Raw genomic sequence first — 23,577 nt, 5'->3', positions numbered from 1 at the left:
TCTAATTATAAGTGAACTAAACTCCTGTACCCCTTCATGTAAATGTTATGCTTAATTTATTCAAGCTGAATGAGAAATGGAATCATCAAAATTTCTTTTGAAATTCTAGATGATTAATGAATAAAATTAAAATTACCTTTCTTCAATCTAAGGATAATTCAAAAACACAATAAACACTTTAAAAACAGTCCATTAATTGTTTTCTATTATTCGAATTTATATATATTTACCTGTAAAACCAACCAATGAACAAGAATATTAAAATAACCGATATAACAAAAAAGGTATTACGAAGAGCTATCGAAGAAAACACCTTTTGGAAAACCTCTTTATCTCCATTCCCTAAGAGTAAAGCTATTTGGTTAGTATCCAATTCTAGAATAGAAGAGGATGATTATTGTGGCGTCATTGTTCATGAAAATGATAAAATTGTTACTTTTATTTACCTAATTCCTGATTATTTAAACACCAACAATACTGAAATAAAAAAAGTTTATTGGATGATATTATGGTGGGTTGATTCCGCTTATAAAAATACTGTATTAGGTAATTATATATATAGCCATGCACTTAATTTAACTAATAATCAAATTCTAATAAAAGCGTACACTCAAAATGTGGATGCCTTCTACGGAAAACAGCCATACAGAACAATCACCACTAGACTTAGGCATACTCTTTTTTTTAGTTTAAACACATCTTCTATTATTGGAAGATTTCCTTTTTTAAAGCGACTAAAATTCATTATAGATATTAATGATTACTTTACATACTTCGTTACAAGATTAATTAACAAATCAAAATTAAAGAACGATATTAAAGACCTAAACTATGAATATCTTAATCAATTAGATGAAGATACTTGGAAATTTATTGAACCCCTTTGTCAAAATGATCTTATTCTCAAAACCAAAGAATACATCAATTGGCACATAGATAATGCTCAATACACCCAAACACCAGCTTCAAGACAAACTTACGCCACATTACATGCTGGAATAAGCTCGAACATACACATATACAATTTAAAAGTTTTAAAGAACAACAACATTATTGGTTTTATATCTTACACTATAAACTACGGTGAATGCAATGTAAAGTATTTTTTAGGGGCTAATGAAGACCATTACGATTATTGCGTTAGTGCATTAATAGATAACCTTTATGCTACCAAAGCTAAGTTTATATTTACCGATGACACAAAACTGTCAGACGCAATAGTAAAAAAATACATAACAGTTTATAACTATAAAATTTCAAAGAAAGGGCTGGTCCATAATGATATCAATCTAAGTACAACTAATAAAGGTTTAGTTCTACAAAATAGTGACGGCCATTTTTACTAACTACATTTATTCTAAAACATAATGAGGTTTATTAAAAACTTACAACATTCCATTGAATCCAATTCAACTAATAATGTTCTTTGCATAAATAACACATATTACACATATAAAGAATTCGCTACCGAAATAAAAAAAATCAGATTTGCCATTGAAAATGATATAGCGGCATCTGAAAAACTAATTGGTTTAGTTACGAATGATGATATTCAAACCTACGCTAGTATTATTGCCCTCTGGCTAGAAGGAAAAGCATATGTGCCTGTAAACCCAGACACACCCATAGATAGAAATTATCATATTTTCGAGTTAACCAAAACAAAATATGTTATAGATTCTTCAAAAGAACTGGTTTACAATGATTTAAATATTATTAACTCAACAACATTAACAAAAGAATACCCTAATCTAGTTCCTAAAGAAATACCTGAAAATGATTTAGCCTATATCTTATTTACATCTGGTACTACGGGTGTTCCCAAGGGCGTTCCTATAACTTTTAGCAATGTTCAAGCTCTAGTTGATTCTATTGATGCTGAACCTGAGTTTAATTTAACTAATTCCGATAGATGTCTTCAAATGTTCGAGTTAACATTCGATTTTTCGGTAGTCACTTACTTATTCCCCATACTTTCTGGATCTTGTATGTACACAATTCCTAAGGAAGCTATAAAATACTTTTATATTTTCAAATTAATAAAAAGTAAAAAGTTAACGGTGCTAACTATGGTTCCTTCTATAATCAACTATTTGCGCCCTTATTTTAATGAAATTAATGAACCATCAGTGAGGTATTGTAGCTTTGGAGGAGGAGCTCTGCATAGTGATATTGCCAAAGAATGGAGCGATTGTTTACCTAATTGCAAGATATTTAATTATTACGGCCCAACAGAGTTTACCGTTTATAGTGGCTTTTACCCATACCATAAAGAGACACACACAAAAGCTCATAACGGAATAATTGCTATTGGAACACCACAAAAAGACACCTTATACCTTGTAGTGGACAATGAAAATTCTGAAGTCGCTATTGGTAAAACTGGAGAACTTTGCTTGGCCGGACCACAAATTACTCCTGGATATTGGGAAAATGAAGAAAGAAATAAAGTAAGTTTTTTTATTAAGGAAGTAGAGAACAAAAAAATACGCTATTACAAAACTGGTGATTTGTGTTTGAAAGATCATGACGGAGACTTTCTCTATGTTGGAAGAGCCGATTTTCAAGTAAAAATAAGAGGTTATCGTGTTGAATTATCTGAAATTGAATTTCATGCCAAAGCGAAATCTAAACTTAAAGTGAATATGGTCGCCTTAGACATTTTAAATAAACTTGGAAATGCGGAATTAGGCTTAGCTATTGAATCTGCCCCCTTTGATACTAAAGAATTATTTGACTATATGAAAACTAAAATGCCCAATTATATGATACCCATGCATGTTACATTTCTAAAAGAGTTTCCTCATAGCTTGAATGGTAAAATAGACCGAAAAGAATTAAAAAAACATTTTAATATAAATTGAAATTATGACTAGAGAAGACGTATTAACAAAAGTAACAAGTGCTTTTGCTACTATTTTAGAGCACAATAACTTTAAACTTACAGATACAACAACAACAGATGATGTTGATGGATGGGAATCGATAACACACATGATGATAATATCTGAAATTGAAAAAGTATTTAGTATTAAATTCAAACTTATGGATTTAATGAATATGAATAATGTTGGTGATTTACTTGATGTCATTCAGTCAGAAATATAAGTACTAAAAAGCCCAAGTAACAATTTACTTGGGCTTCTTCTTTATTTCAAAAGTTTTTAGCTCTACTAAACACTGGAACTCTTCAAAATATTATAATGAATTTTTAATAATTTCAACCATTTTAAACGCTCTCGCTTTTACTTCTTCTTCAGTCCATGATAGTTTTATTAAACAAGAAATATTTCTTCCTATAAAATGATCAGATTGTGAAAACTCTTTGGTTTTAAGGTATTCTAATCCTGCTTTCACTTCTCCTGGAATGGGGTATAATGATTTTAATTCTTTTAAATGATCCCATTTACGAATGTAATGCCAGTTGTTATTATAATACTGAAAGCATGCATCTACACCTTGAGCTTTAAATGCATCTGACACTTTTAGTGACGTTTCTAAATTTGGTAGAAAGAAGTTTAAAAAACTATAGTTTTCCTCACCACCTTCTGGTACAGTTCTAAAAGTCACTTCTGGTATGTGTGACAAAGCCTCACGTAAAATGGTGTAATTTATTTTTTGAATTCTTAAGATTTCAGGTAAACGTTTTATTTGTGCTAAACCAACCGCTGCATGAAGCTCGGAAATTCGAAAATTATACCCTAAAAACGGATGTGTTTCCGCTCCCCTATCATTACCATCATGATCGTGACCATGGTCACTATAATGGTCTGAATTAATATAATACTCTTTATTATTTGTTATGACGGCTCCACCCTCTCCACAGGTAATGGTTTTAACAAAATCGAATGAAAAACAACCTAGATCGCCAATACTTCCTAGTGGCTCACTTTTATAGGTGGCCCCAATGGCTTGACAGGCATCTTCTATTAATGTTAGACTATGTTTGTCGCAAACATCTTTAAGCGCGTCTACGTGCCCCATACTACCGCACATATGCACCACCATAACTGCTTTTGTTTTAGAGGTAATGGCATTTTCAACTGCTTTTGGACAAAGTGTTAAGGTATCGTCTATATCCACTAAAACAGGAATTGCTCCAAGCATCATAACGGCTTCAAAGCTCGCTACAAACGTAAAGGTTGGTAAAATAACCTCGTCGCCCGCTCCAATACCTGCAGCTGCTAGGGCAACTGATATGGCAGCAGTACCACTTGATACTAATTGTGCATGATTAACTTGAAAGGTGCTTTCTAATGCTTTTTCTAACTCTTTAGCCTTCCAATGGCCATTACGCATGCCATCGAACCCGTAACGCATAAGCACTCCGTTTTCTAAGACATCATTTACTTCTTTTTTTTCTAAATCTCCGAATAATTCAAATCCTGGCATATTTCTATATTTTTGTACTTGGTACGCTTGCGTTAGGGATTGAGGCATTGTTGGAGCTCCTCACAGAGAGCGACTGCCGAAAGCCCGACCCTTGTGGTAACGCCCAAATATTATGTATTATTTATAATTCTATTACTGCTTCGGTTATTGATTTTCTTACTTTGGTGAAGCTGGCAAACATATCGGTTTCATCTCTATAACCAACAGGCAGCAATAATACTGATTTTAAACCCATTTTATCTAATTCTAAGACCTTGTCGATGGCTTGTGGTGAAAAACCTTCCATTGGGCAAGAATCGATACCTTCTACTGCGCACACGGTCATTAAATTGCCCAATGCGATATAAGCTTGATTTTTGGACCATTGTTGACGCTCTAACGTTGTCATATTCCCCATCATGTTCACTAAGTCGTCTTTATAGGGTTTTAGAATGTTATCTGGCGTTTTTCGCGTATTTTTTATATTATCGTAAAATGCAACAACATCTACATCCAAAATGTCTTCTTGCATACAAATAACCAATAAATGAGAGGCATTAACTACTTGTTTTTGGTTATATGCATGTGCTACAAGAGGTTGCCTTAGGGTTTCGCTCTCGACAATCACTAATTTAATGGTTTGCAGACCAAATGATGTAGCAGTTAAATTGAATGCTTGTTTTAAAATATCTATTTTTTCTGAAGATAATTTTTTTTTGGTATCGAATTTTTTAGTTGCATAGCGCCACTTAAGTTGCTTAATAATACTCATTTATAAATTTTAATTTTTACAAAAATACGTTAATACTAAAAGAGTGAAAATTTATTTTCAAAAAAATGGAAATTTATTTGAAAGAATTAAAAAAGGGTTCTATATTTGCACCCGCAATCAGGGCATACCTGATGAGACACTCAAGGAGAAATGGCAGAGTGGTCGAATGCGGCAGTCTTGAAAACTGTTGAGGGTCACACCTCCGGGGGTTCGAATCCCTCTTTCTCCGCAAGGAATGTATCAAATTCCACTAAAAGCCTATAAACATGATGTTTATAGGCTTTTTTCATTTTGATTAATGTCATATAATAGCGTATTATATCAAATAAAAGGAGCGGTATTCGGTGCGTAATTTTTAATATTAATTTACGCACCGAATCCCTCTCAAACACATGAAAAACAAGCGTTTATATTTTATTTATGAATTTAAATTTTGTATATTGAGCTAAATAAAATTCTACGCACCTATGCAAAATACATTTTCTCTACTATTTTACCCTCGTGGAAATGACATTGATAAAATGGGAAATGCTCCTGTTTATTTAAGAATTACGGTTAATGGAAAACGCAGCGAATTCAGTATTAAAAGGAAAGTAACTTTAAATAAATGGAACTCTGAAGCAGGTAAGTTGAGAGGAACTACTGATGATGTTCGAAAATTGAACCGATATATGGATTCAATTAAAAATAAGGTTTTCAAAATTCACGAAAAATTGACAGAAGATGAGATATTCATTACTGCTGAAGGCATTAAAAATATATACCTGGGCAAAGTATCGAAACAAAAAATGCTTTTAGAAATTTTTCAAATACATAATGATAAAACTGAAAAGCTAGTTGGTAAAGAATTTGCTCCAGGCACCGTAGAACGCTATAAAACTGCTAAAAAGCATGTTGAAAATTATATTATCCTAGATTATGGCACTAACGACATACCTATTAAGAATGTAGATCATAAATTTATCACGGGCTTCGAATATTATCTAAAAAAAGAAAGAGGCTGTGCTCATAATACAGCAATAAAATACGTAACAAATTTTAAGAAGATAATTAGAATCGCATACGCTAATGATTGGATTAGCAAGGATCCCTTTTTAAATTGGAAGGCAAAACTTAAAATTGTAGACAGAGAGTTTCTTACTGAAATTGAGATTCAAAATATTATTAATAAAGAATTCTCAGCAACTAGATTAAATCAAGTTAAAGATATATTTATATTCTGTTGTTTTACCGGCTTAGCTTATGCGGATGTAAAAAAACTTAATAACGATGATATAGTAATCGGAATGGATGGTACAAACTGGATTAAGACCAAAAGAACAAAAACTGATACGCGCAGTAACATCCCTCTACTTTCAATACCACAAGCCATTATTAATAAATATTCCAAGCTTCATAATTCTTTAAATAAAGAATTAATTTTACCTGTTTTAAGCAATCAAAAAATGAATGCTTACCTCAAGGAAATAGCCGATTTGTGCAGTATCAATAAAAATCTAACTTTTCACCTTGCAAGACATACTTTTGCAACCACGATCACATTAACAAATGGAGTACCAATTGAATCTGTGAGCAAAATGCTTGGTCATAAATCTTTAAGGACAACTCAACATTATGCCAAAATAATTGACTTAAAAGTAAGTAATGACATGAATGATTTAAGGTTGAAAATGAAAAAATTTGTTGAAAACAAATCCGAAAATTCTATAATTTAATAAGTTCCTAAAGTATTATAAATTGGCAAGGCAGAAGCTATTACAAATTTTTAAAATAATATTAACGAACTATGTATTTAATTAAAATGATTTGTATAAAATCTAGAATCAATTTTCATTGTAATATAATGATCTATAAAATTCATGTTCGAGACATCAATACACTGGACTACATTTTTCTATCTATTAGTAGATATATTTATCGTGTTGATTACATTGTATTTGTCTAAAAGAAGGAACTGTAGTAGTTTAAAAAACTTTCTTTATCTTGGTTTTATTTTAATTACTTACAATGTAACTGGCGGATTTCTCCCCATTAAAGGCTTCCCGGGGCCTTATATTCTGCAATATGTTATAACTTACGGAGTTGCTATTTCATTATGCGTTTATATGATATATTATCTCTACAAGGAATATGATATCTTAGTTTTAGAACACCATTTTTCAATTAAAAATCTTGCAATAATTAGTAGCTTAAGTTTCCTACTTTTATTTTTAATAGTTTATTTAATTACCAACTCCCTGGACTCAGCACGCTTTCTATTTACTGTTCCTATTTCATTAATAGCGTTTGTTTTTCTTTTCATTTTCTATCGTCGCATTTCAAACCCAAGCAATCCAAATCCATTTATTTTAAGAAGAAATAAGCTGTCTTTAATTAGTGTAAGTAGTATTGCCCTGTTACCAATCTGCACTTTAATTGGAGATTATCAATGGCTTACTTTTAGTATAATGAATATTGCATTCTATGCAATAACAGCTATAGAGATTGATAGGTATCTTTACTTCTTAGAAAACAAAAACAGGATGTACCAGGTTTTTGAGTTGAAGAAAAAACATAGAACCGAATTGATAAAGAATAAAATTATCTATGAAGATTTGACCCGTAGAGAAATCGAGGTTGCGGTTTCAATTTTAAGTAATCTGAGCTATAGAAACATCGCTAAAGATTTGTTCATCGCAGAAAGTACCGTATCGAAACACGCTTCAAACATCTTCAAAAAGACAAGCGTAAAGGATAGACATGAATTCTTAAAAAGGTTTCATAAGAAAAGTGAGACTGATTGAAGTTTTGAATTACTCTATTTACAATGTTTAATAATAGTTCCGTAGAAAAATACGGTGTACTCCGTAAATATGTACGGTTCATTTTCTTGGTTCTCTTTAATTTAAAAATTATTTTAACGAGAATTGTATTAAAACAAATTCATTTATTACGTGTATTTTACTGAAATTTAAAAAAAGAGGAAAATCTACTTTTTAACCACGTCAATAAAAATCCGTTTCTATGATTTCCAAACTAAAATCTCCTACATATGGATTTCCAATTATTATCAAACAAATTATTAAAAGATCTTGATGAAATAAAAATTCAAAATGACGATATTTTAGAAAGAGCCTGCCAATCTATCGAAAAATGCAGCAACCTCTTATCCACTTTTAAGAAAGAAATACTCAATAATGGATTCAATACCATCAAAGACGAAATAACATTCTTCAAAAAAACCAAGCAAATTCTGCTTATAGAACTAATTTATTTCTCAGAAATCCATTCTTTTGAAACCCACTTTCCAAAAGCAGATAAAGATTATCAACTGAAGTTCATAAAGAAAAAAGTCAACAAACTCAATCGTTTCTTTTTGTACAATATTGATTTTGGGCGTTATGTCGATTCGGGATCTGTTCATTTTGACAAGGAATATTACACCCGAGATAATAGTGACACGTTTCGCATCATTACCTCAAAATTTTATTTTCAGGACCCAGAATTCTGCACTCCTCGAGACATGTTATTAGGCAAATACAAAGCATACGATTCGTTGATTATGTACCTAGATGAAAAAAAGCAAAAAATACTAAAAGGCATAAATTATAAATTACAAGATGCTAAATCTATTGAAAAAATACATTGGCCATTTTCGAATACTGATTACGTAGAAATGCTATATGCACTATACGCAAAAGGATTGGGCACAAAAGATGACCACAGCATAATGAAAGTTTCCAAAACTATGCAAGAAATATTTGATTTTACACCCAAGGATATTTATAAAACATATCAGTATATTAAAAATCGCAAAAACAGTAAAACTTTATTTTTAGATGAACTCGCAAATAACTTATTATCAGAAATGAAAAAAAGTGAAGAATAGCCTGTTAATCAATATTATACAACTCTAAAAAAGACCGTAGTACGGTTAACCTACGGTAATCTGTTTTAAAATGATTTTTCCATTTAATTTAGGGTTATTTGATAGCCTAATTCTTTAACCTTACTCTCAAAACACGTCAAAATCTATCAAATTTCAAGATGTTAAATTTTAACCGTAGTACGGTCGTACTGGGGTAGAAAACCCAATAATACTCCCCAAATTTGTAGAACGAAAGTCAAATCAGGTCAGGGACTATCAATTAAAAGTATAAATCCAGATAGTCCCTTTCTTTAAAACCGTTCTATTATGCCAGCAAATATTATTACCACAGACGACCTTCGAGAATTCAAAATGGAATTGCTCGATGACATTAAAAAATTACTATCCAAACAAGCCACTGGAAAACTTAAAAAGTATCTCAAATCTTCCGAAGTTATGGACTTACTGCAAGTCAGTCCAGGAACTCTTCAAACGCTGCGTATCAATGGTACACTACCTTACACTAAAATGGGTGGTATCTTATACTATGATGCCGAAGAAATTCAAAATGTGATGAATGCCAATCGTGTTCAACACGGTACAAATTCATAAGTTATGAACTATATAAAGCTACTTAATGCGGCTTTTGAAAAGTTCTATTTTGATGACCGCCTTAATCCTACCCATATCAGTTTGTATATGGCACTGTTCCACGAATGGAACAGTAGTCGATTTGCTGACGAATTCTATGTGAACCGCAGGGATTTAATGCTTGCTTCAAAAATAGGCTCAAAATCCACATACCATAGATGTGTGACCGATTTAGGTTCTTGGAACTACTTATCCTACTTTCCTTCCAACAATCCATATAAAGGCAGTAAAATTAAGATGGCCATTATCGGGACAAGTGATGAACCTGATATGGGACGGTACAGTCCCATATTAGAACAGGTTGCGGAACGGTACCATCCCATAAATGTACCGATTATGGGACAGCACCATCCCATAAATGGACAAGTTGTGGACTCGCACCGTCCCACCAGTGGACAAGCATTGGTATCTACTATAAACAATACCAAACAAGTAAACAATATAAAACAAAAGGGCTGGCAGGCCGTTATTGATTTTTTTATTGAAAAAAGTTTTAATGCTGATGAAGGAAAAAAATTCTTCGAACATTATGAAACTCGGAATTGGAAAACGAGCGATGGAAAAGCGATTAGAGATTGGCGCTCCTTAGCCCTCAACTGGATGGATAGAACCGAGCTTTTCGACGAAGAAAACAAAACAAATAAAAAACAAGCGTCCCAAATTAAGGACAACTTGCGAACCACTAAAAACAAAAACTATGGACAACCCCTCTAAAATTACCGAAGGTGTCATGGAATATTCTCTTGGGGAGTTTGATGGAAATAGCGTTCTCTATGATTTCGATAAGATTCTAATTTATTTGAATGCGAAAGGGAAATTACTTTTCGGCAGAGAGTTCAGAATCTATGACGAAGACCAGATTATCATTCGTAAACTGTGCTATTATTTCATTAAAGACAAAGAAAATTGTCAGAAGAATAATATTGATCCAAACAAAGGAATTCTTCTTTCTGGACCAGTAGGGTGTGGAAAAACTACTTTAATGAAACTTCTTCGGCATATCGTTCCACAGCATAGACCTTACGAAATGATCCCTTGCCGGAACGTTGCCTTCAGTTTTAACCACCTCGGCTTTAAAACGATTGAAGACTATGGAAACACTAAATTTTTCTGTTTCGATGATTTAGGAATTGAGCCTACTGGAAGATTTTATGGTAAGGATCTTAATGTGATGGGAGAAGTACTTTTATCTCGATACGAGCTTTATCTTGAGACCAAACATAAAATCAAAACACATGCGACTACTAACCTCGGTGCCGATGAACTAGAAGAACGATATGGCCATCGAGTTCGTAGCCGAATGCGAGAATTATTTAATTTGGTGTCTTTTGATGATGGCGCTGGGGATAAAAGAAAGTAATCAACTTCAAAAAGATTTAAATAACAAAATCAATTCTGAAATAAAATGTTCAATGATAGCCTTAAGACTTTTAGTTAGTTCTACAAATATATCTTTCATATTTTCAATAATTTTGAATAATTAGTAATATTGATAATGCTGACAATCGAATATTATTGAGGTTTGAAAAATAATTATTTTCATCTCGATTACTCAAAAAACCCAATTCCAAAAGCACAGCTGGAAAATAATCTAGAGTTTCTCGTAACACCTGAAAATTCGCAAACTTCACACCTCTGCTTTCAAATCCTAACTGCCTTTTGAATGAAGCTTGCAACTCAAAAGCCAACCAAATGGAATTCTCAGAATATTGTGATTTTTCATTAAACACATAAACTTCAATACCTCTAGCATTTGGATTATTCGAATGATTGCAATGCAAAGAAATAAACACATCTGCGTTTAGAACCTTAGCCAACTTAGATCTATCCGATAACGAAATAGGTGTGTCACTATATCTCGTTAAGTAAATATTCAACGGCGTTTTAGATTGTTTGTTTAAGCTTAAAATTTCCAATGCAATATCGAGTACAACATCTTTTTCTTGAATTTTATTTATTCCAATGGCACCAGAATCTTTTCCACCGTGTCCGACGTCAATAATTATTCTTTTTTGCTTTGCAGTTTCCTGTCCAAACATGATGCACACTTTTAGAAGCAAAATGACAAAACTGACGTTTTTGAGTACTTTTTTCATTTCTATTTTTCAGGTTATTAACAATTAGACTTTCAAAAATCATATAATTTGATGCCAAATAATAGCAAAGGAAATCAAACGATATTAAATAATATTATATTCATAAATATTTGATTATCAGATATTTGTAAACAAATATATGTAAATTTACATAAACGAAAACAACATAAAAATAAAACTGTTACGTTATGAAAAAATCAAACTATTTCGCAGCTATTATTTCATTATTCTCCACTTCACTTTTTGCGCAGATTGGAGGTATTGAAGATTCCGTTAATGATGTTTCTGATACCATCCGAACAATTTTCCCAATAATATTAGGGGTTATCTTCCTTGTTGGTTTCCTCTTTAATGCGGGACACTTCTTTGGGGAAAATGCAGACCTGAAAAAAGGTATTACTAGAGTTCTGGTATTTGTGCTTATTGCAGGTGCAGTTGTTGGCATATTTACTTATCTGATTTCAATCGTAGTTTAACCCTCTAAGATGTTATAATTTCCAAGCACTATGAAAAAATTTGAGGTCTATAAAAACATAAGAAAACGAGCAGTCATATTTGGCCTGTCCATTTCTCTATTTGCTTTAATGATGGTTTCCATTCTTGCTTCGCTTTTAATAATCATATTCTCTTTTAGCTTCGCAATGATTATCGCCATACTGATTTTCAATGCTGGATTATATATCGCATTAACAAGAATCAACCAAAATCCACAACTTTTTCAGATGGCCAAGGCCTTTCCAAGAACCATAAGTAACAAAAGACATTCAGGCTTCAATTATGAACAAGATTAACCTTTCGGCATACGGGCCCATTGCAGATATTCAGGACAATATCGTATTTGCCACTAATGGCAATGTGGTTTTATGCTTTGAAGGGATTCTTCCAGAAATATACTCTTTATCCGAAAAGGATTTTGAGGATATGCACGGTGCCTGGTTTCAATCTTTGAAATCGTTACCAGTTGGAACAGTGGTTCACAAACAGGATATCTACTTGAAGAAGTCTTATTCTTCAGAACAACTTCCGAATAAAACCTTTTTAGAACAAGCCACACACGAGCATTTCAAAGGTCGCGGACATATTGATCACAAGTGCTATTTGTTCTTCATTTTAACTAAAAACAAGGCACTCAACAATCCAAAATATGTCAATCCCTTCCGTAAAGTTTCAAAAGGAATTGTACAGAAACTAGATGATAATATTAAAAGCTTCGCCAATTCGGTAAGCGATTCGGTTTCTTTTATAAACAATAGTAGAAAAATGGCATTCCTTCCGCTTAAAACGGAACAGATTCAGCAGTTGACCAATGGCTATTTCAACGGTTTCAATGAAGGTTTTGATACAGATATATTATTAGATAAAAAAAGCGTCAATATTGGCGAAAACCATTTTGATGCCCTTGCCATCAATAGCGAACTGTGCTTTGGCGAAAGTGTACAGAGTAGCAAGACCAATGAGAAATTCACTTCGGACGATTTTGTGTTTCATCAAGGGTTTATTGATGGCTTAGGGCTTACGCTTAATGAAAATCATATTGTTAATCAGATTCTATATCTAGACGACAAACAAAAGTGGCGCAAGTTGCTTGATAAGAAAATCGAGGAACTTAACAAGAGTTCCAATTTCGGTTCACAGAATAAAGTGGTACTTGGAAAGACTCAACACATTCTCGACCAAATCAATGCAGATGATAATGCTCGGATTGTCCGTGGTCATCTCAATATCGTCTATTGGTCAAAAGATGCCAAAGAGTTGGATAAAATAACATCAAAGATTAAAACAGAATTCAAGGAACTGGATATCATCCCATACTATCCACGAGGCGAAGAACGCAAGAACTATATATTAAATAGCTACTGCTGCTTCTCTTCAAATTTTTCAAATTATGATTTGTATGTAACAGATTTAAAACACGCATTATGTCTTTTTATCAATAACACTAATTACAAATCGGATGCTACTGGCATCATTTTTAATGACCGTGAACATAATATTCCAGTTTTAAAAGATGTTTGGGACGAACGGAAGAAACGTGTAAAAGCACGGAATTTTGCCATTTTCGCACCAACAGGTGAAGGAAAATCTTTTTTAGCTAATAATATTCTAAGACAATATTTTGAGAGTGGTGTTCGCCTAGTCATTATTGATTTAGGAGGGTCGTACACCAAATTTGCTAAACTCTACCCTGAAAAATACACGGTGCTTCGCTATGAGAGTGGTAAGAACTTAGGCATCAACCCATTTTACATTGCAGATTCCGATGATTTAACTCCAGAACGTTTGGAGGATTTATCAATCTTTTTGTTTGAATTGTTTGCGTCAGATTTAAAAGTGAGCAAAGCACAATCCGTTTCGGTAAAAAAAATACTACGCCACTATTACGATAGTACTTTTGATAATCGTTCTCTAGAAGGTTTTTATAATTTTATAGAAGGAAATCAGGAGCATCTTCTTGATCGTCTCAAAATCCATCCCGACTACTTCAATGTCACAAGCTTTTTGCACGTCATGTCCGAGTACGTCGGAGATGGTCTATATAGTTTCTTGTTCGAAGTCAGCGAAGACCAAATCTATAAAATAGAAGACAAACGATTAATTGTTTTTGAATTAGATGAAGTCAAGGACAATAAAGAAATTCTATCCGTTATGTTAAAGCTGATAAAATCAGCAATACAAAGAACCATTTGGAAAAATAGAGATGAAAAAGGAATTATCCTATTTGACGAGTTTGCTAAGCAGTTGAAGTTCGAAAACGTATTGGAAAGTGTAGAATTTTACTACCAAGCTATCCGTAAACAAAACGGTGCTATTGGCATTATTCTTCAATCCATCAATCAGCTTCCAAATAACTCCACATCGGCAAGTATTTTAGAAAACACACAGGTTATCTACAGCCTGAATAACGAGAAAGGATATGAGGAACTAGTCAAACGTCTTAACCTGTCCAGCCACGATTTGAATCAGTTAAAATCCATTAAAAACAATTTTTCTGGACCACGGAAGTACACTGAAATATTCATTAAGATCGGAAAGGAAAGTAACATTTTTAGGCTTGAAGTTCCTAAAGAAGTTTATGCCGCATATTTAACGGATGGACAGGAAAACGAGGCCATCATGGCTATTTATAGGAAAACCAATAATATGGAACTGGCTATTAAAGAATACATTTCTAAAACTTAAAATTATGAAAACAAGAGTTCTAACCGTAGTCATGATACTTCTATTCTGTTTAAGAATTCAAGCTCAGGGGTTACCTACTTATGACAATACCAATTTTGTTAGTTTGGTAAAACAACTAATAGAATCTGGGAAACAAACTGCAAACATCATTAAAACCGTTCAATTCTTGAAAACCCAAAAAGACAATATTGAAAAAGTCAATAATGTGGTTAGGCAATTAAAAGCAGTACGCGAAATAGGACGCAACAATCAGCGACTTATTCAAATGATGCAAAATGATTTAAGAGACATTTTAAATAGCCCTTATATCAAACCAAGTGAAATATCAAACGTATCAGCATCTTTCACCGCCATTGTAGATCATTCCTTGGAGTCTCTTGATTTTATAGATGAAATTCTTTCGAGTGATTATCTCAAAATGACAGATGCTGAAAGAGCTATTATTATTAAAGAAAAAGAAATGGAATCGAAAGAAATGGTTTCCAATGTTAAGACGAAGACTAAAAGGTATAAGGATATTATATCCTTTAGAAAATTGCAGGATAAAATTAATAACAGAGAAACAGCATATTAGCACATGACCGCAACAATTATTTTAGGGATCGGACTGGAATACATTGATACTGTTTTCCAAACTATAAAGAATAGCAGTTTTTCTCAATACACTATTGCAGGAATGAAAACGCTTGCGGTACTTTTCTTTTTGGTTAACATCCTTAAGAAATATAATGAAGGCATTGCTGATAAAGATGGTTATACCTGGGGACTTAGTCCTGGTGAATTAGCTAAGAATTTTGCCATAGTCATCGTAGTAATTTTTTCTACACAGGTTTTGGTTTTTTTTGATGGTATTTTAGTAGCCATTGAGTCACAATACCGTGGAACGGCTCCAGCATTGCTGCCTTTACAAATGCAGGATATCCCTATTAAAGAAGAGGTGAGCGTCATTGAAGTGGCAAAGGCTGCCATGACCCTTTTATATGAAGCCTTAGTTACACCACTGTATGGATTTAAAGTCTTGGCTTTTATTATTAGCTTATTTTTATGGATTCTTGATTTGTTCATTTACCCATTGTTCCTAGCAGAACGCTATTTCCTCTTGGGTATTATGCAGGCCTTTTTCCCTTTAGTTATTAGTTTAGCCGTATTTGAAAAATTTAGGTCACTCGCCTACTCATTTTTCAAATTGTACGCTGCGGTCTATATGCTCGTACCAGCATTCTTTTTAGTAAACATATTTGTAAATGCTATATACACAGAAATCAACACAAATTTTTGGGTAAATCTATTTGGAACTGATACCGCTCAAACCTTTTTTGCACCTGTAGTACAATTGGGTTCGGTTGGGTTTATCGTGTTCTTAAAATTCAAACTATATAGCCGCGCCACCACCTTTACACTTAGACTATTCACTAACTAACATCATTTATAATGAAAACACCGTATGCAAATATTTATAAAGTATTACAATGGAATCGGTTAATTGTTTTTGCCGTTGTGGCCTTCTCATTGCTATCAAGTAGTTTCTCCCTTTGGATGGCATTCCAGACAAATCAAAAAGCGAATAATAGTGCGTTTGCTATAAATACCGATGGAAGTATCATCCCTCTAAAATTTGTTACCCAAAAAGAAAACTTTCAAATTGAAGCACTAGCGCATTTAGATTTGTTCCACAACTACTTCTACAATATTGATGCGAGCAATTACGAACGCAATCTAGAAAAGTCACTTTGGCTTGGTAATAGTTCCGTGGATAACCTATACCGTCAGAAAAAAGCCGATGGCGTTTATAATAGGCTCTTGCAATATTCATTAGTTCAAAAAGTAATAAGCATTCATTCAGAAATTACTGAAATTGATGGTTCTTATAGTTTTAAAACACGTACCGTTTTTGAAATAAACAGAGGTACTACTGTTGATACTTACGAATTAGTTTCTACTGGAAACTTAATATTAGTAGACCGAAATTTCCCCAATAATCCACATGGATTATTAATCACCAATTACTTTGAAAACACATTGAAAAAGTTAAATAATGAAAATTAAGTCACTAACATATATTAATAAATAGAATCATGAAAATAGAAAAGAACAAAATTGTGTTTGCATCTGTATTGGTTGTGATTTTCATATTTCTGATTTTTTACTCCATAATGATATGGGGCAATGATGAAAGTGAAAGTAAAAACTTGGAACAGACTTTAATTCCAGATTTAGAAGAAAATCAAAAAGAATATGATTCTAAACTGGAGGCTATTAACGATTTGAAGGAAATTCGTGAGAACAATGCACCCAGCATCTATGACGAAAAATTAATTGACTCCTTAGGTTTCTACGACCCCGATTTTCCTGAACGCGAAAAAGAGCGTATCGTAGATAGTATTTATGACGCTGGTAGAATTCAATATTCAGAAAAACCCTATCAAAACTTGGGCTACAAAAAAGCTGCATCACAGAAGGACAAAAAAATCGATTCAACAGATTTTAAAAGAGAACAAGAAATTCACGCAAAAGAACTGGGTCTAGAACATCAATTATTCTTTGCAGCTTCTCCTAAACCGAGTGAAAATTCAAATTTCGAAAATACAGATGCGGCCATTCATGTCGTAGTTGATGGTGACCAGATTGTAAGAGCTAATACACGTTTAAGAATGCGCCTTACTAAAGCGGCTTTGGTAAATGGCAAAAGAATGAATAGAAACACCTTAGTATTTGGGTTTATCAGTTTTCAGCCCAATCGTGCCATCATTGACATTGAAAATATTAAGCACCATCCCACCAAACTTAAAGCCTACGATTTATTAGATGGTAGCGAAGGCATTTATGTAGAAAATAATTTTCGTGCAGAAGCCACCACAGAAGTGCTCGACGATATTATAGGAGATATCAATATCCCCGCCGTTCCGCAAGTTGGAGGCATTACCAAAATACTTAAAAGAACCAATAGGAACGTAAAAATAACCGTACTTAATAATTATGAACTCATCTTAAAACCAAAATTATGAGCCCATAATGGGCATTTAAAAACGCACTCTTATGAAAAAGCAAATCATTTTATCAGCTCTTATAATTATGTCAGTGGTCGCACCTCGATTATGTTGGGCACAGGCTACCATACAAACAAACTCAGTCCTTGACACCATTTACGCCAATGATACTAAAAATGTGGTTCTATTTTTTCCAGATCCCATACGGCAAGGCGTCACTGGTGCAGATAACTTTATATTTACATACAACCGAGAAAAAGAGCAGTACTTCGGTTTACTCCAGGCGAAACCAGGCGAAGAAAGCAATCTACTGGTAATCAATATAAATGGTGCGATTTTTTCGTATATTGTAAGATATAAAAAACAATTATCCAAGCTAAACTATTTCATTCCATTGTCAAGTAGTATAGGTAATGAAAAACCGGTTATAGTTGATTCCATTGTTAGAGATTCGACCGAAGCATTCATAAATAACAAAAACTATTATTATGAAAAATTCTGTTCTTATCTTCTTGAAAAAAAACATGGCCCTACATTAAAAAGGGGACGTCAATCGAAAATTAAACTCAAGGTAGAGAATGTTGTTTTCGATAAAGAAGAATTATATTTTGTTATTCAAATTGAAAATAGTTCAAATTTGGATTACGACTTGAATTTCTTAAAACTTTCTGTTGAGACGCGACAAAAAGGAAAAAGGAAGTCTTTACAACGTTTGGAACAAGAACCAATTTACATACTTGATCTACCTTCAAAAATTGCAAAAAATGAAACTGCTCGCTTTGTTTATGTGATGCCTAAGTTCTCATTATCCAATGACCGTAGAGTCATTTTGGAGTTGAATGAAAAACATGGAGAAAGAAACATGGAGATGAAACTATCACATAAGTATATCAATAACCCAAATTAACAGCGTTATGAAAAAAATCGTCATTTACTCGTTAGTACTACTATTCATTTCATGTTCAGGAAATAAGAGTATGTCCCCGTCTGAAACCACAAAAATTGTTGCAGAAAGCTTTTTCTCAAAGGATGAATCTGCCTTAAAAAGGCATACAACTTCAGAAGGATATGCCAGTTTAACTACTCTTCTAAATTTGCTGCCAGATTCTAACGAAAAAGTGAAAGTCGAAATATTAGATGAAGCTATTGATGGCGATATCGTTTGGGTAAAATATAAAACGTCCTATGATGAAAAACCCGGAGTTTTTAAATTGGTTCAAGAAGATGGTCAATGGAAGGTTACTTATAATGGACCCAGGGAAAAAGGACCTTTTTAAAAAGTTGTGCATTTTTATCTAAGGAAAACGTACTTACTGGCTTCTATAATGTTGTAAGACAATATACGATCTATTAGTAGCCAAAGGAGAAAGCAAAAACTAGTCTTGATAGCGGTTTGTAATAAACTATTAAAACAAGCTTTTTCTATTGCTAAATCAGGGTTAACCTATAATAATAATAATAATAATAATAACTACAGACGTGATTTATTAAGAAATTAGGTGATTTTTACCGGTTATTCACCACTGTGCTTTGTTAGGCTTAGTTATTTTAATAATTCTCTCTAAGGGCAACACCTAATTTCGGCATTTTTTGGTCGAAAATTAAGGTTAAATCAGCCATTCTTTCATTAGCAGATTCAAAAGATTTTGCTATCAAACATTCCGTCATTTTTCTTCTAAACTGAGCAATTTCATCTCTTAATTTGTCATCGTCAACTCTTTCCGTTCGGATTGACACTTCCCTAAAGCAAACTGCAATTTCATTGTTCAATTCCGAGCTCAAATTTGAAGAAGTCCAGTCACTTGCTGCTTTATAATTTTCTAGATCCTTTACATAAGCTCTAGCAACTAATCGCATTCCGTTGGATAGCTTGTCCTGAAGCTCGAGGAGATTGTCTCTTTGAAATTTCCTAAATCGTTCATCGCGCTCATTTCTTTCAATTCCTTCCTGAATTCGAATAGCGTTCTTATTGTTTATTTTTGTTGTAAATATACTTGCAGAAGCTCCAACGATCGTTCCAATCAATGTTCCAATAAAACCCCAAGTTATAGAATCCATAGTTTTTTTTAAAAAATTAAGCCTAACGGCTTTGTATATCTTGAAAAATAGCGGATTTTCAGGTTCTATCTTTTCAATTTATAACTGACCTTTTTTTAATTACTTATCTTTTGTTTAAGCACAAAACCGCTATTTTTCATATCCATTGTCGGAGGCCGTTTTCTCTTTTAGTATAAATATTCCTTCACTTTCAATAAATTCATCTTTAATGTTTTCCTTGAAGGATTCAGGGTATTTATCTAAACCAGTTGTTAGAATTATTTGATATTCTTTTTTACTACTTGCTCCTTGTTGGATTGCAAAATTGAGTAAATCTAAATCTTTTTTTAAATTATCTTCATCTATACCTGAATCCTCTGGTGTATCTATTATTAATAAACCTGGATGTTTTACAGATTCATTTTTTAAGGATAAAGCTAAAATTGTAAAATAATACATTAACCTTAGAGGAACATCAGCACTTTTATTTTTATAAACACCTCCATCAATAATTGGCATATAATCATCATCAATTTCTGCAATTTCTGCACCTGCCGAAGATTTTTGAAGTAAATCACAATAGATTTCGTTAAATTCATTAATTAACGATTTGTTTTGAGAAACAAAATCAAGGTGAAGTGTTCTAAATTCCTTATTTATAGATTTGTATTTTTCATTTATTGAATCAAATGTTTCTTCCAACTCTTCCTTCTTAATTGAAATTTCTAAAAGATATTCAAACTTATCTAACTCCTTTTTTGTATCTAATATTTTATCATTTAAACTATCAACTAACTCAGTATTTCCAGAAAATTCTATTGAACTAATAAGTTTTTTTAGTTTTATAGTTAAATCACTTGATTTTTTAGATAAAACGGTTAATTCATTTTTAATACTTGTTATCTGTTTGAAATATGAATCTAAGGCAATTTGAATAGTTTCTATACTTTTAGATTTATGTTTTAAAATAATATCATATTCGTTAGAATTATATACAAACTTCTCATAATTCTCATCTTTAATTTCAGAACCACATAGACAATGATTTTTTGTCGGTTCGTGATTTGACATACAAAAAGGACATAATTTAAATGAGAATAAATTTAACTTATCATTAGTGAAGATTATTTTTTCAATTTCTTTAATTTCATTTTGTTGATTTTCATATAATTTTGAGATTTTATTATACTCAATTTGGGAATTATTAACCAATAAATTTTTTTCAGAAATTATTAAATCTGTCTGTATTAATTCTTCTTGCACTCCGTTAATAAATTCAGCTTTTTCGTCAATTTTTGTGTTTGAACTTAAATATAATTTTCTTTCTAAATATACTTTTTCTAATGTTTCATTGTAAGTTTTTAAATTACTTTCAATTCCATTTTTTTCTAAATCTACACCACTATATTTTTCGTTGAAATCATTTAATGAAGATAAAGCAGAATCTTTTTTCTTAGTTATTACTTTTAATTCATCATGTTTTTTGAAATATTCATCAGATGATATACCTAATAAAACTTCAAAAACTGTTTTTCTGATGATTAGTGAATCCGAAACAAAATTTGAATCTATTGGTGCCTTGTAAATTTTCTTAGATTCTGTGTCTTGGTCATAAATTATTAGCCTTAATAAATCGCTAAAGTTTAATTTCCAAGAATATGTACCCATATTGAGTTCGGAAATAGAAATATCTAATTTTTCCAATAACCAATCGGAAAATATTTTATTTTGATTTCTCTTAATAGGGAATATGCTAATTTCACTATCGTCATTAATAAAAATATCATTTTTATTAATGAACCTTTTAAGCTGATATTTTTTAGAATTAATTAGAATATCTAGCTCTACAAAATTATTTGTATCATTAACTATTTCGGTATATTCTTTATTGTTATCTTTTTCAAAATACTTAATATTATTACCTAAACAATATTCTATAAAATACGTGAACGTACTTTTACCTGAGCCATTATCACCAACAATTAAATTTATTCCACGGGTAAGTAATGGCGATTCATAAACATATTTATCACCAGAATACTTAACTTTTTCTATTATTAAACTTCCCATGTAATAATATTGTTTTTTGTAAAAATTGTGTCAACCATTTTTTTTACCGTAACCCCTTTTAATCTACTAATATTTGATTGTAAAAATCGGATGTTATTTATCTCCTTTTCAAAGAAGTTTTTATCCAAAAAATCTTTTGGAATATTTTCTTCATTAATCCAAATGTCAAATGATTGGTGAATGTGATTTATACTCATTCCTATAAACTTTCTGTTTCTTAAAATAATTAAAAGATGAGACATTAATTGTTTTTTTAATTGAGCTTGGGAATATATTTTAGCTAATTCATTTTGGTCATAACTATTAAAATCAGGATTCAAATTTATAAAATGCACTAGATAAGCAATTTTCCTAAAGTCTTTGAAACTTGAACTTTCCGAATTGGCATTAAATTGACTTAATACAAGTAATATATTATACGCCAGAAAGTTGTAATCCTCTTTCTGAATATACATCAACCTCCTTTTTGCGTTTTCTTTTGTCGCTATCATAAGTAAATACCTTTTTCATCAAAAGAAAGATAGCACTCATCTATTAATGCTAATACTATTTTTTTTAATGTGTCTTTATTTTTAAATGGATAAGAGTAATCTTTTGTTCTTTCCTCTATTATCTTATATGCTTGTTCTGTATAGTTTGTAATAAGGTTATTAATTTCTTTATGTGTTAATTCTTTTTTCTCATTTTCATCACAGAAGTCTAAAAGTTCTTTTTGACAAATTTCAAAAACTCGGTATTTCATAGCACTGATTTCTCTTTCTGAATAGTTGCTTAATTCTACCTTTCCTGAAGCTATTTCTCTACAATACATTTCAATTCTAGCATCTCGAATATTAGAGTTTACATCTAGTAATTTATCTTTGAAATTTCTAATATCTTTTTGTTCGAGATTGTCCCAGAGTTCAGTACCTGAATCATCTTCTATTTTAAAGTTATCAGAAATTTTAGGGATTACTTCATTTATTAAAATTTGTTGAATTTGATTGATTTCGTGACTTTTGCAGTCGTTAATATTTTCAACTAACATACTGAAATCCCATTCTTCAAACTTAAATCGTCCATCAATTTCTGTTTCGAAATCTATAGTTCTTTTCGGTTTTTGTATTTTTCCATATAACATTATTACTTTTTTGAAATTGTAATCATCTTTATATTTCGAAATTGTTTCACGGACTTTTTTAGGTGTTGTAGTGGATGTAACTTGAAAAGAAATATCATTAATATTATCTCCTAAATCAATAGAAGTATAATTACCTTTTTCTGTGTTTAAATTAATAAACTGTCGGTCAGTGTAAATAATATTCAGTATATCCCTAAGTATATTTTCCAAATGAATATTTATATCTTGAAGATTCAAATGAGAATTCAAGCTGATTTTACTTTCTAACAAAGCAAATGCACTAGTTATTATGTCGGTAGATACTCTTGCCATTCAGTTTTTTTTTTTAAAATTGCCCACAAATCGCTTATATGCATACTAAAATCATACAAATCCATGTAATTTTGGGTAAGTCTGTATTACAAGCGTCATCATTTATTTGTTGTACAATTTAAAAAATAATATTT

25 protein-coding genes, 1 tRNA gene and 1 pseudogene are annotated in these 23,577 nt (G+C 31.8%); 19 read left to right on the top strand and 8 right to left on the bottom strand.

Annotation, left to right across the window (positions count from 1 at the left end; genetic code table 11):
• Window positions 1-245: 245 nt before the first annotated feature.
• From Q5N74_RS10275 to Q5N74_RS10265, 3 genes are read left to right on the top strand one after another with little or no spacing between them, the layout of a single operon-like run.
• Window positions 246-1,346, top strand: coding sequence for a hypothetical protein (locus Q5N74_RS10275; protein ID WP_304388706.1), 1,101 nt, complete (start codon window positions 246-248; stop codon window positions 1,344-1,346).
• A gap of 21 nt (window positions 1,347-1,367) precedes the next feature.
• Window positions 1,368-2,864, top strand: coding sequence for an AMP-binding protein (locus tag Q5N74_RS10270; protein ID WP_304388705.1), 1,497 nt, complete (start codon window positions 1,368-1,370; stop codon window positions 2,862-2,864).
• 4 nt (window positions 2,865-2,868) lie between these two features.
• Window positions 2,869-3,108: an acyl carrier protein gene (locus tag Q5N74_RS10265; protein WP_304388704.1), complete on the top strand. Its 240-nt coding sequence runs from the start codon at window positions 2,869-2,871 to the stop codon at window positions 3,106-3,108.
• A gap of 90 nt (window positions 3,109-3,198) precedes the next feature.
• On the opposite strand, the gene Q5N74_RS10260 is transcribed toward Q5N74_RS10265, so the two are convergent.
• Together Q5N74_RS10260 and Q5N74_RS10255 are read right to left on the bottom strand one after the other, a co-directional pair.
• A complete protein-coding gene (locus tag Q5N74_RS10260; protein WP_304388808.1) occupies window positions 3,199-4,392 on the bottom strand; it encodes a DegT/DnrJ/EryC1/StrS aminotransferase family protein in 1,194 nt (397 codons plus the stop codon).
• 121 nt (window positions 4,393-4,513) lie between these two features.
• Window positions 4,514-5,143 carry an NAD(P)H-dependent oxidoreductase gene (locus tag Q5N74_RS10255; protein ID WP_304388702.1) on the bottom strand — a complete coding sequence of 210 codons (630 nt, stop codon included), beginning with the start codon at window positions 5,141-5,143 and terminating at the stop codon, window positions 4,514-4,516.
• A 144-nt stretch (window positions 5,144-5,287) separates the two neighbouring features.
• Here Q5N74_RS10255 and Q5N74_RS10250 point away from each other — a divergent pair.
• From Q5N74_RS10250 to Q5N74_RS10220, 7 genes are all read left to right on the top strand, one after another.
• Window positions 5,288-5,372 (top strand) — tRNA-Ser (locus Q5N74_RS10250).
• A gap of 238 nt (window positions 5,373-5,610) precedes the next feature.
• Window positions 5,611-6,858 carry a site-specific integrase gene (locus tag Q5N74_RS10245; protein ID WP_304388701.1) on the top strand — a complete coding sequence of 416 codons (1,248 nt, stop codon included), beginning with the start codon at window positions 5,611-5,613 and terminating at the stop codon, window positions 6,856-6,858.
• A 144-nt stretch (window positions 6,859-7,002) separates the two neighbouring features.
• Window positions 7,003-7,926, top strand: a complete 924-nt coding sequence (locus Q5N74_RS10240; protein ID WP_304388700.1) for a response regulator transcription factor — start codon at window positions 7,003-7,005, stop codon at window positions 7,924-7,926.
• Between the two features lie 248 nt (window positions 7,927-8,174).
• Window positions 8,175-9,011 carry an RteC domain-containing protein gene (locus tag Q5N74_RS10235; RefSeq protein ID WP_304388699.1) on the top strand — a complete coding sequence of 279 codons (837 nt, stop codon included), beginning with the start codon at window positions 8,175-8,177 and terminating at the stop codon, window positions 9,009-9,011.
• A gap of 306 nt (window positions 9,012-9,317) precedes the next feature.
• On the top strand, window positions 9,318-9,602 hold the full coding sequence (locus Q5N74_RS10230) for a helix-turn-helix domain-containing protein (protein ID WP_304388698.1): 285 nt from the start codon (window positions 9,318-9,320) through the stop codon (window positions 9,600-9,602).
• Window positions 9,603-9,605: 3 nt separating this feature from the next.
• Window positions 9,606-10,355 (top strand): hypothetical protein, encoded by a 750-nt coding sequence (locus Q5N74_RS10225; protein WP_304388697.1) that lies wholly within the window; start codon window positions 9,606-9,608, stop codon window positions 10,353-10,355.
• The gene (locus Q5N74_RS10220) at window positions 10,339-11,001 is read left to right on the top strand and encodes an ATPase (protein ID WP_304388695.1); all 663 of its coding nucleotides are present in this window, start codon (window positions 10,339-10,341) and stop codon (window positions 10,999-11,001) included. The genes Q5N74_RS10225 and Q5N74_RS10220 overlap by 17 nt, the downstream gene beginning before the upstream one ends.
• A 103-nt stretch (window positions 11,002-11,104) precedes the next feature.
• Here Q5N74_RS10220 and Q5N74_RS10215 read toward each other — a convergent pair whose 3' ends face one another.
• On the bottom strand, window positions 11,105-11,737 hold the full coding sequence (locus Q5N74_RS10215) for an N-acetylmuramoyl-L-alanine amidase (protein ID WP_304388694.1): 633 nt from the start codon (window positions 11,735-11,737) through the stop codon (window positions 11,105-11,107).
• A gap of 188 nt (window positions 11,738-11,925) precedes the next feature.
• Between Q5N74_RS10215 and Q5N74_RS10210 the strand changes: the two genes are divergently transcribed.
• Window positions 11,926-12,213, top strand: a complete 288-nt coding sequence (locus Q5N74_RS10210) for a hypothetical protein (RefSeq protein ID WP_182205393.1) — start codon at window positions 11,926-11,928, stop codon at window positions 12,211-12,213.
• A gap of 47 nt (window positions 12,214-12,260) precedes the next feature.
• Here the strand turns inward: Q5N74_RS10210 and Q5N74_RS10205 are convergent, their stop codons facing one another.
• Entirely contained in the window at window positions 12,261-12,392 is a 132-nt protein-coding gene (locus Q5N74_RS10205; RefSeq protein WP_304388811.1) for a hypothetical protein, read from the bottom strand.
• Window positions 12,393-12,514: 122 nt separating this feature from the next.
• Here Q5N74_RS10205 and Q5N74_RS10195 point away from each other — a divergent pair, with 122 nt between their 5' ends.
• From Q5N74_RS10195 to Q5N74_RS10160, 8 genes and pseudogenes are all read left to right on the top strand, one after another.
• A complete protein-coding gene (locus Q5N74_RS10195; protein WP_304388693.1) occupies window positions 12,515-14,917 on the top strand; it encodes a TraG family conjugative transposon ATPase in 2,403 nt (800 codons plus the stop codon).
• Window positions 14,918-14,921: 4 nt separating this feature from the next.
• Entirely contained in the window at window positions 14,922-15,491 is a 570-nt protein-coding gene (locus Q5N74_RS10190) for a conjugal transfer protein (protein ID WP_304388692.1), read from the top strand.
• Between the two features lie 3 nt (window positions 15,492-15,494).
• A complete protein-coding gene (locus Q5N74_RS10185; RefSeq protein WP_304388691.1) occupies window positions 15,495-16,337 on the top strand; it encodes a hypothetical protein in 843 nt (280 codons plus the stop codon).
• A gap of 11 nt (window positions 16,338-16,348) precedes the next feature.
• Window positions 16,349-16,963, top strand: a complete 615-nt coding sequence (locus Q5N74_RS10180) for a conjugal transfer protein TraK (RefSeq protein WP_304388690.1) — start codon at window positions 16,349-16,351, stop codon at window positions 16,961-16,963.
• Between the two features lie 29 nt (window positions 16,964-16,992).
• A complete protein-coding gene (gene traM / locus Q5N74_RS10175; RefSeq protein ID WP_304388689.1) occupies window positions 16,993-17,922 on the top strand; it encodes a conjugative transposon protein TraM in 930 nt (309 codons plus the stop codon).
• A gap of 31 nt (window positions 17,923-17,953) precedes the next feature.
• Entirely contained in the window at window positions 17,954-18,811 is an 858-nt protein-coding gene (locus Q5N74_RS10170; protein WP_304388687.1) for a DUF4138 domain-containing protein, read from the top strand.
• Between the two features lie 7 nt (window positions 18,812-18,818).
• Entirely contained in the window at window positions 18,819-19,181 is a 363-nt protein-coding gene (locus Q5N74_RS10165; RefSeq protein ID WP_304388686.1) for a hypothetical protein, read from the top strand.
• 52 nt (window positions 19,182-19,233) lie between these two features.
• A pseudogene (locus Q5N74_RS10160) lies at window positions 19,234-19,403 on the top strand (IS110 family transposase); the annotation flags it as partial.
• 49 nt (window positions 19,404-19,452) lie between these two features.
• On the opposite strand, the gene Q5N74_RS10155 reads toward Q5N74_RS10160, so the two are convergent.
• From Q5N74_RS10155 to Q5N74_RS10140, 4 genes are all read right to left on the bottom strand, one after another.
• Window positions 19,453-19,962 (bottom strand): hypothetical protein, encoded by a 510-nt coding sequence (locus Q5N74_RS10155; RefSeq protein WP_304388685.1) that lies wholly within the window; start codon window positions 19,960-19,962, stop codon window positions 19,453-19,455.
• A gap of 129 nt (window positions 19,963-20,091) precedes the next feature.
• Window positions 20,092-22,011: a hypothetical protein gene (locus Q5N74_RS10150; protein ID WP_304388684.1), complete on the bottom strand. Its 1,920-nt coding sequence runs from the start codon at window positions 22,009-22,011 to the stop codon at window positions 20,092-20,094.
• On the bottom strand, window positions 21,999-22,502 hold the full coding sequence (locus tag Q5N74_RS10145) for a hypothetical protein (RefSeq protein ID WP_304388683.1): 504 nt from the start codon (window positions 22,500-22,502) through the stop codon (window positions 21,999-22,001). The genes Q5N74_RS10150 and Q5N74_RS10145 overlap by 13 nt, the downstream gene beginning before the upstream one ends.
• Window positions 22,499-23,443, bottom strand: a complete 945-nt coding sequence (locus tag Q5N74_RS10140) for an SMEK domain-containing protein (protein WP_304388682.1) — start codon at window positions 23,441-23,443, stop codon at window positions 22,499-22,501. Before Q5N74_RS10140 ends, Q5N74_RS10145 begins: the two co-directional genes overlap by 4 nt.
• Window positions 23,444-23,577: the final 134 nt, after the last annotated feature.

The sequence above is a fragment of the Mariniflexile sp. AS56 genome, assembly GCF_030552475.1.
Taxonomy (GTDB): domain Bacteria; phylum Bacteroidota; class Bacteroidia; order Flavobacteriales; family Flavobacteriaceae; genus Mariniflexile.
The sequence above is the reverse complement of the archived record's forward strand: the minus strand, read 5'-3'. Positions and strand labels throughout refer to the sequence as shown.